The sequence below is a fragment of the Bacteroidota bacterium genome (assembly GCA_034439655.1).
Lineage (GTDB): Bacteria > Bacteroidota > Bacteroidia > UKL13-3 > UKL13-3 > CANJUD01.
The window spans coordinates 1-9,212 of record JAWXAU010000078.1 but is presented as its reverse complement, the minus strand read 5'-3'; the positions used below and the strand labels follow the sequence as shown (position 1 = coordinate 9,212).

Below are 9,212 nucleotides of genomic sequence, written 5' to 3'. Positions count from 1 at the left end.
TACTGCTATAAAAAATGGTCAAGATGTTTTTTCAGCTCTCTATACAATAAATTCAGTTGTACCTGAGTAGTTACAAATAAAAAAACTACGATGAAAAAATTAAAGAATCTTTTTGCTTTTGCCTTTATAATGGGAATTACGCATTTAATCAATGCCCAATTCACAACAATGGCAATACCCATAGGCAGTGCGGAACATGATGAAGCGGACGATGTATATGCTGACGATAGCGGGAATGTTTATCTATTTGGCTCCCATAACAGTTTTGCTCTTTCTGGGTCACACACTGTTCGAAATTTTGGTGGTGTTGACAACTACCTTATTAAATTCGATAATGCAGGAAATGTTATTTGGTCGCAAACCGTCGGAAGTTCTGGTGACGAAATTGTATATTTCTTGGGAATGGATAATGATATATATGGTAATATATATATCACAGGAGGATATAGGACTATCGCAACGTTCACCTCGCAAGACAACAATGATAAAACCTTGACTAGCAAAGGCGGATTAGATGTATATGTAGCTAAGTACTCCTCAGCCGGAAACTTGATGTGGGTTAACAGTTATGGCGGAAGTGGGAATGATGTTGCTCATGATATTGCCGTGGATAAGTATCTAAATTACTATATTACAGGTGAATTTACGGGAAGTGCTAAATTTGATTACATCACACTTTCCTCTGGCGGATCGAGCGATATATTTATTGTTAAATCCGACTCTAGCGGTCACCCAAAATGGGGTGAAATAGGCACTGGTGTTGGTGAGGATGTGGGCACATCTGTGCAAATTGACAATACTGGTCATATCATAATATGTGGTTATTCAGGGCAGCCAAATTCAAGTATGAATATGGGTGGAAAAACTACAACAGCAAGTGCTTATCAAACTGGGGTTTTAGCTCGTTATAATGATAGTGGCATATGTTTGTGGATGGAGTGCATCCATAGTTCAACAGGTGGAAACGTATGGTTAGAATGCGTGACTGATATTTGGAACAATATATATGTTTCTGGACATAACAAGGGAGGTTCAACGGTTACTTCTAGTGATTACAATAATATATCTTTAGGAAGCGGCATAGGAAACTATGATGTAAATATAGTAAAATTTGATTCTTTGGGTGTAGCTAAGTGGGGCAAACTATACGGTTCTAGTGGTATGGACCAGGGTTATGCAATAACCTTAGATAAAAAAGATACTACTATATATATTGGCTGTAAACTTGGCGGTCAAATTACCTATGCTGGGAAGACTAGCACCTATTATGGTGGCGATGATTATTTAATTGCAGCTTTAGATACATCAGGAAAGGTTATTTGGTATGATTACGGAGGAGGGGCTTATAATGACGGGGCACAAGGATTATATATTGATAGAAACAACTTTATATATGTAGCAGCATTTTATGAATCAACATCCAATATTGTTGGTCAAAGTTTATCTACAAAAGGAAATACGGATGCCTTGCTGGTGACATATACTATACCTGAATCGTCGGGAATCAAAAATCTAAATGCAAAAGAATATGATATGACTGTTTTCCCAAACCCCAATAATGGGCTCTTTACATTGGGTTTTATGCTAAAAAAACAATCAGATGTTTTGGTTGAAGCCTATGACATGCATGGCAAATTGACACGCAATATTTATATCAAGGCATCTGCGGGTTATAACAATTACCCTATGGATTTGCAATCATTAACCTCTTCATCACATTTGGTGAGAATCACAGTAAATGGGGAGTCTACCTTCTCCAAAATAATTACTATTCCTCGCGAAAGATAAGAAAGCTTAAATGATAGATTAACAAGGTCATTCAGTTTTGAAGGGCCTTTTTTTTTGTTGCGTCGGGCGGGTTATTACTAGGCAATTATTTGTAAATCTAGTATTTAGAATAAAAAAGGTTTTTTGACTTTTAATTCTTAAATTTGTTGCCGAGATAAATGCGAATATGAACCAACTTTTAAAGGTATTTTTTATACTACTTCTATTATTTTTTGCAAATAGCAATTCAACAGCCCAATATACTACTTCGGCTGCTCCTATAGGAAGCTCGCAGCACGATGAGGCTGATGACGTTTATGCTGATGATAGCGGCAACGTTTATATGTTTGGATCACATAATGCTTCTATTACAAAAGGGTCGAAAACCATTAAAAATTTTGGTGGAGTTGATAATTATCTTATCAAATTTGATTGCAAGGGAACTATTGTCTGGTCACAAACTGTTGGAAGTAGTGGCAATGAAGTAGTATATTTCTTGGGGATGGACAACGATATTTATGGAAATGTATATATTACTGGTGGATATGCTGGTACTGCAACTTTAACCTCTGAAGATGGCAATGACCAAACATTGACAAGCCAGGGAGGATTGGATATTTATGTTGCGAAATATGCACCTAGTGGCAATTTGTTATGGACAAATAGTTTTGGGGGGAGCAGTAATGACATAGGACACGATATTGCTATCGATAACAACCTCAATTATTTTATTACTGGAGAATTCTTTGGTAGTGCTGTATTCGATACTATCACCCTTTCCTCGTCGGGTTCAAGCGATGTGTTTTTGATTAAATCAGACTCTACAGGCCATGCCCTATGGGGTATCAAAGGTTCGGGTAGTGGTGATGATGTAGGCACATCTGTTCAAATAGATAAAACGGAGAATATAATTATTTGCGGCTACGCCGGAATGTCAGGTGCAACTATGACAATGGGCAGCAAAACAACGACTTCAAGCACTTTCCATACCGGGTTTCTTGCACGAATTAGCAAAAGTGGGACTTGCCTATGGATGCAGTGCCTTTATTCATCAGGTGGCAACCTATGGCTTGAATGCTCCGTTGACAGGTTGAATAACATATATACCTCTGGTTATAATAAAGGTAGCTCAACTGTTACTTCCAGCGATAACAATAATATTGCTTTGGGCAGTGGCATAGGTGACTATGATGTGAATATAGCAAAATTCGATTCTCTTGGTGTGGCTAAATGGGCTAAGCTTTATGGTTCTACTGGTTTAGATCAAGGATATGCAATAACTTTGGGTAATAATGATAGTTTGATTTTCATCGGCTGTAAACTGGGTGGCCAAATTACTTATGCAAGTAAAACAAGCACATATAATGGTGGAGATGATTATTGGATAGCGTCTTTGGATACTTCTGGTAAAGTGTTATGGTATGATTACGGTGGCGGATCTAGTAATGATGGTGCACAAGGCTTATATATTGACAAATATAATTTCATTTATGTAGCCGCATTTTTCGAAAGTTCATCAACTATTGTTGGACAGAGCCTTTCAGCAAATGGGAGTTCGGATGCTCTACTTGTAACTTATACTAAAGCATTACCCACATTAAGTCTTGGAGCCGCTACTAAAAATATTTGCTCGGGTGATTCTGTTACCATCAATATCCCGACCTATAATTGGGTTCAATATTTATGGAATAATGGAGCAACAACTTCCTCAATCACTGTGAAACCTATAGTTACTACAACTTATATATTGATGGTTTACACTGGTTGCGACACGGCTTATGATAGTATCAAAATAATCGTTAACAATAAACCTATTGCCGATTTTTCTACCGTTGGTAATTCATGTACGGCTAATGTTACATTCCAAAATAATTCTACTGGCTTTAATACTATTGACTGGGCTTTTGGGGATGGAAATACTGGCACAAATACCGGGACTTTTTCTCATAATTATGGTAGCAGTGGAAGCTACTCTATAAAACTTGTTGCTACTGCAACAGGAGGGTGCAAGGACTCTATTGTGAAAAATATAAATATCAATAGTGACTCTATTAATACCTCCGCATTCAAGGTTTCCCAAGATACAGGATGCTCTCCTTTTATTTGTACTTTTACTAATATAAGCAGTGGGGCCACAAATTATATATGGGACTTTGGAGACGGGAATTCAGACACCAATACTAATACAAACCACATATATAGTGCTGCAGGTACTTTTAAAGTAAAACTATGTAGTATTGATTCATTAGGATGCAAACTAATAGATTCTACAAGTGCATCTATTATAGTTCAACCACAACCTGTTCCTTCTTTCACCAATGCACAGCAGGGCTGCACGCCTACTTTAGATTTTACAAATGTTTCCACAGGTGCTACAATATTTAGTTGGGATTTGGGTGATGGAAATACCAATACAAATAAGGCTAATTTTTCTCATACTTATAGTTCTAATGGCAGCTACTTTGTAAAGCTAGTTGCTTCCTCTTTAGCTGGTTGCAAAGATTCTGTGGTGAAAAAAGTAATTGTAAGTGTTGACTCTGTTAATAATGCTTCGTTTAGTGTTTCTAGTACTTCTGGTTGCCCACCTTTAAATTGTACATTCACCAATAAAAGCAATGGAGCTAGTAATTATATATGGGATTTTGGTGACGGCAACAGTAGTACCAACATCAATATCAATCATATATATAATACCGCAGGTTCTTTCATCGTTAAATTATACAGTATAGATTCTTTTGGGTGTAAGCAAATAGACTCTGCCACTACTACTATCAATGTGCAAGCTGCACCATTGGCATCTTATACTTTTTCACAACAACCTTGTACCAGGACTATAGATTTTACCAATACTTCCACAGGTGGTTTATCCTACACCTGGAATTTTGGAGATGGGAATACTGATACGCTGTTTAGCCCATCACATTCCTATAATAGCTTAACTACCTATCAAGTATTATTAACAGTTACTGGTGCTAATTGCAGTGACACCGAATCGATTTATATTCCACTAGATATTGACTCCTTAAATACGGCAGTGTTTAATGCTGACAATATAACAGGGTGTGCTCCAATTACTATTAACTTCACCAATAAAAGTATCGGTGCGGTTAATTATTTTTGGGATTTTGGCGATGGTGGGGTTGATAACAATACCAATACATCCCACACATTTGCAACAGCTGGCGTATATATAGTAAAACTAGTCTCTTTAGACCCATCGGGTTGCAAACAATCGGATACCGCATATAAAACCATAACTATTATAACTGCTATTAGTGCGGATTTTACTTATGACTTAAATACATGTAATGGAGAAGTTATTTTTACTGACAATCAAACCAATTCTAATAAATGGGAATGGTATATAGGAAATGATACGCTTACCTATAAAACAAAAAATGCTATACATAAATTTAATTTTGATGGATTATATGATGTAAAATATAAAATATATAGCGGAAAAAGCTGCGTAGATAGTATTATTAAAACTCTTGATCTTCAAGGAATAAGTAATGCTCTTTTTCTACCAGATGCTTTTTCTCCAAATGGTGATGGGCTAAACGATAAATTTGAAATATTGGGAAATTTAAAATGTATCGAAAATTTCTCTTTAGAAATATTTAATCGTTGGGGTGAAAAAGTATTCTCGACTACTGACATAACAAATTTTTGGGATGGAAAAACATCCAATAAAAAAGAAGTACCTGAGGGTGTTTATATATATATTCTTAAGACCAAAGAAAAGGATTTTGCAGGCAGGGTTAAACTAGTTAGATAAACTATTTATATTATTGCCACACACCATCTCCCTCGGCATCCCCACCTACAAAAGACCACACAGGCTGCGAAACCTGCTTGAGCGGTTGCATACTCAATTGGGTATAGACAATAAAAACTTCGAAGTGGTTGTGTCAGACAATTGCTCCCAAGACGAGACCCCTGAGGTTATAAAATCTTTTAAAGACAGTCTCCCAATCAAACAATATAGTAATCCAACAAATATAGGTGCCAACAATAATGTACTATCGCTGCTTGAAAAAGGAACAGGAGATTACCTTTGGATAGTGCCCGACGATGATGATTTTGTATATGATGACTCACTACAACAAGTTTATGATGCGATTTCGCAATGCCCTATAAAACCTACAGTGGTATTGGTCAATTATAATCTGGTAGAGCTGGATACCAATAAAGTGCTAAAAACAAATGCCATGGAACTGAGCAAAGATCTTTTCTTTGAAAATGGGTTTGATGCATTGGGTACACTTAAAGATGTAGATTTTTTAACAGGTATATGTTTGCTGGTAAATCGTGAAATGTGCAGGCACCCCTTTGCAAGTGAAGAAGCTGGCGAATACCATTCACCGCTATCGATGTCATTGCTATGCATGAGCCAAGGCCCTTGTTTAGTAATTGCAAAACCTTTGGTGATATTAGGGGCGGGCGATACTTCTATCTGGCGTAACTTCTGGCCCCGAATTTATTTTCAAGATATGACCGCTTGCCTAATCGCTGCTCAGCAAAAAATAGGATTGCCAAAAGAAATACTCCATAGGCAACTCAATATTAAACGTAGCTGGAAAATGGTGAACGCGGTATTGAGTTGGAATCGTTTTTTGCTACAAAAATTTGGCATGAGTTGGAAAACACTAGCCCAATATTATGGCTGGACTTGGGTGTGCAAACTAATATTAATTTCTCCTTTTAAAATAATTTTAAACACCCGAATCGTGAAAAAGCTGATGATTAAAAATTAAAGTTTTATTATATAATTTTAGTCTCATGAAGTATATATACCTCATTCTCTTTTTCTATTTAGCAATTATAAATGAAGCTGCTGCACAACAAAGAAATATTACACCGGATTGGGACAGGGATAATTTAAAAGGAAGCGTGAAGTTACTAACTACACAAAGCTTTGCACGCTATTATGGTGATACTACCACTAACTTAACTTACTATAATAGTGGTGGGTTTAAAACGGTAGAATATTTTTTATCAAAAGATAGCAGTACTTGTTTTAAATCCATATATCGTTTTGACACTATTAGGAACCTGAGTGTATGCGAAAACTATGATGGGGTAATACTTGTTTCTGATGGTATTAGGACATTTGGTTATAATATTGGAATGATTGAAATTTTTCAATATAGTAAGTATAATCTTCTTAGCATGTATATTAGGTTTCAGATTAGAGAAGGGACCAAAGATACATCTCATAGAGATACCATAAATATAAATATAATGAGGCTGGTAATAAAATAGAAGAATCAGGAATTGCCGCAGGCAACGAACCCTATGTGAATTATTTTGTATATGACACCAAAGAGAATTGTATTTTGGCATACTTGCACGAAGGTTTTCAGTATTATGCTTATCATAATTACAAGTATGATTATAAAGGAAATATTAAGGAACATAGCTATCAAGAGTTCGATTACGAATTTAAAAAAACCTTCTATAATAGCCAGTACTTTTACCGTTATGATACTTCAAATAATGTAATTGAAGAAAACCATTATAAGGACAATACACATCACTACACTAAAATCTACACTTATATTTATGATGAAAAGGGAAATTGGATTAAGCGTATAAGTTTTCAGAATGATGAGCAAAGGGAATATGCTATTCGCAAAATAGAATACTACTGATAAAAAATCAATAATACCAGTACGCATCTTGCAAACCTATGCAATTCCATTAGTCCAAATATAATACCTTTGCAGGCAAATGACATTGGGCATTATACTTATATTATTATTACTGTCGCCATTAACGGGCGGTGTATTGGCTTGGTTCCTCAACGGGGGCAGGCACTCACAAGTCAAAATATTCCTATCTTTTAGCGGTGCGTATCTGTTTACCGTGTCTGTTACTTCACTTATGCCTGAGGTATACAAAGATGGAACTATGCTCACTGGTCTGCTTGTATTGGCTGGTTTTATGTTCCAAATTTTGTTAGAGCAATTTACCAAAGGCGTGGAGCACGGACACTTGCACCAGCACCAAGGCAAAGGTTTGCGACCCGTATTGCAAGTTTTTATTGGAATGTCGCTGCATGCATTTTTAGAAGGTATGCCTATTGGCGATGCTGGATTTATACAGAAAGGTATTTCACAAAAACTTTTACCGGGCACCTGTCTACACGAAATTCCCGCAGCTTTTGCTTTGGGTAGCGTGATGCTTGCTGCTGGCTTCAGAGGATTTGCTTTTTGGGCTGTTGTTATTCCCTATGCTTTTATGTTGCCTGCCGGAGCTCTGATTTCAGGTTTATTAAATAGTGCAGGAATGGAACAATGGGTACACACTTATCTATTACCTTTTGTTATAGGAGCTTTCCTTCATATTTCTACTACCATATTATATGAAAATAGCGAGAACCATACTTATAAGCGGTTACGCTTGGTGGCTGTTTTAGCAGGCGTTTTGGTGGCCACAGCAAGTCTAGTATTATAGTATATGAGAACCCGCTACGCTCTTGAAATTTCCTACAAAGGATCGCAATTCCATGGATGGCAATTGCAGCCCAACTGCAACAGCGTGCAAGCCGAAATGCAAAAAGCTTTATCACTCATTTGCAGAGAACCTGTGCATTGCCTTGGCTGTGGCCGCACTGATGCCGGCGTACATGCAAAACAATTTGTTTTGCATTTTGAAATAAATGGTGAATTACCTGAGCGTTTGGTGCATAAGCTCAATCATTTACTTACAAGAGATATAGCAATACATCATTTATACAATGTAGACCCCAATTTTTCTGCCCGCTTCGATTGCACAGAACGGAGTTATGAATATCATATACATCAAAACCCGAATCCTTTTTTAAGCGAATACTCGTGGTACTTTTTTAAGAATCTGGATATTGAGCTCATGAATACTGCTGCTTCAAAACTATTACAGCACAAAGATTTCAAGGCTTTCTGCAAAGCAAATTCTCAGGTAAACCATTATGAATGTGATTTAAGGGAGGCCCTTTGGATACAAGACGATTATAGGTTGCTTTTTAAAATTACGGCCAACAGATTTTTACGGAATATGGTGCGAGCAATTGTTGGATCTTTGGTAGAATTAGGAGAAGGGAAATCAACTTTAGACGAATTTGAACAAATAATAGTGAGCCAAGACCGCAGAGAATCAGGGCAATCTGCCCCGCCTCAAGGCTTGTTCCTAGCCCGTGTTGTCTACCCTGCAAACACATTTGAACCCACCGCATAATTTTTTTTAAAAAAGGTGTTGGTTCATATATGAACAAAGTAATATATTTGCAGCCCTTTAAAACACTCCTTGATAGCTCAGCTGGTTAGAGCGAGTGACTGTTAATCACTAGGTCCCTGGTTCGAGTCCAGGTCAGGGAGCAAAAGCCATTCGAGTTTCGGATGGCTTTTTTTCGATTGTATGTTTGTAGTTTATATTATCTTCTCGGAAAAATTAAACAGATATTA

At 36.9% G+C, this 9,212-nt stretch carries 7 protein-coding genes and 1 tRNA gene; all 8 read left to right on the top strand.

All coding sequences use genetic code 11. The features are described 5' to 3' along the window. Window positions 1-90 precede the first annotated feature (90 nt). A complete protein-coding gene (locus SGJ10_04935) occupies window positions 91-1,788 on the top strand; it encodes a T9SS type A sorting domain-containing protein (protein MDZ4757468.1) in 1,698 nt (565 codons plus the stop codon). Window positions 1,789-1,954: 166 nt separating this feature from the next. Further along, window positions 1,955-5,545 (top strand): PKD domain-containing protein, encoded by a 3,591-nt coding sequence (locus tag SGJ10_04930; protein MDZ4757467.1) that lies wholly within the window; start codon window positions 1,955-1,957, stop codon window positions 5,543-5,545. Window positions 5,546-5,558: 13 nt separating this feature from the next. Continuing rightward, window positions 5,559-6,524, top strand: coding sequence for a glycosyltransferase (locus tag SGJ10_04925; GenBank protein ID MDZ4757466.1), 966 nt, complete (start codon window positions 5,559-5,561; stop codon window positions 6,522-6,524). Between the two features lie 25 nt (window positions 6,525-6,549). Next, window positions 6,550-7,032: a hypothetical protein gene (locus SGJ10_04920; GenBank protein MDZ4757465.1), complete on the top strand. Its 483-nt coding sequence runs from the start codon at window positions 6,550-6,552 to the stop codon at window positions 7,030-7,032. Window positions 7,033-7,106: 74 nt separating this feature from the next. Next, window positions 7,107-7,421: a hypothetical protein gene (locus SGJ10_04915; protein MDZ4757464.1), complete on the top strand. Its 315-nt coding sequence runs from the start codon at window positions 7,107-7,109 to the stop codon at window positions 7,419-7,421. Window positions 7,422-7,500: 79 nt separating this feature from the next. Then, the gene (locus SGJ10_04910) at window positions 7,501-8,226 is read left to right on the top strand and encodes a ZIP family metal transporter (protein MDZ4757463.1); all 726 of its coding nucleotides are present in this window, start codon (window positions 7,501-7,503) and stop codon (window positions 8,224-8,226) included. Between the two features lie 3 nt (window positions 8,227-8,229). Then, entirely contained in the window at window positions 8,230-8,985 is a 756-nt protein-coding gene (gene truA / locus SGJ10_04905; protein ID MDZ4757462.1) for a tRNA pseudouridine(38-40) synthase TruA, read from the top strand. Window positions 8,986-9,051: 66 nt separating this feature from the next. Further along, a tRNA-Asn gene (locus SGJ10_04900) sits at window positions 9,052-9,125 on the top strand. Window positions 9,126-9,212 lie beyond the last annotated feature (87 nt).

Bases quoted from the DNA above. Each gene is read 5' to 3' on its own strand.
- SGJ10_04935 (MDZ4757468.1), top strand. From the start codon at position 91: ATGAAAAAATTAAAGAATCTTTTTGCTTTTGCCTTTATAATGGGAATT.
- SGJ10_04920 (MDZ4757465.1), top strand. From the start codon at position 6,550: ATGAAGTATATATACCTCATTCTCTTTTTCTATTTAGCAATTATAAAT.
- truA (MDZ4757462.1), top strand. From the start codon at position 8,230: ATGAGAACCCGCTACGCTCTTGAAATTTCCTACAAAGGATCGCAATTC.
- SGJ10_04930 (MDZ4757467.1), top strand. From the start codon at position 1,955: ATGAACCAACTTTTAAAGGTATTTTTTATACTACTTCTATTATTTTTT.
- SGJ10_04910 (MDZ4757463.1), top strand. From the start codon at position 7,501: ATGACATTGGGCATTATACTTATATTATTATTACTGTCGCCATTAACG.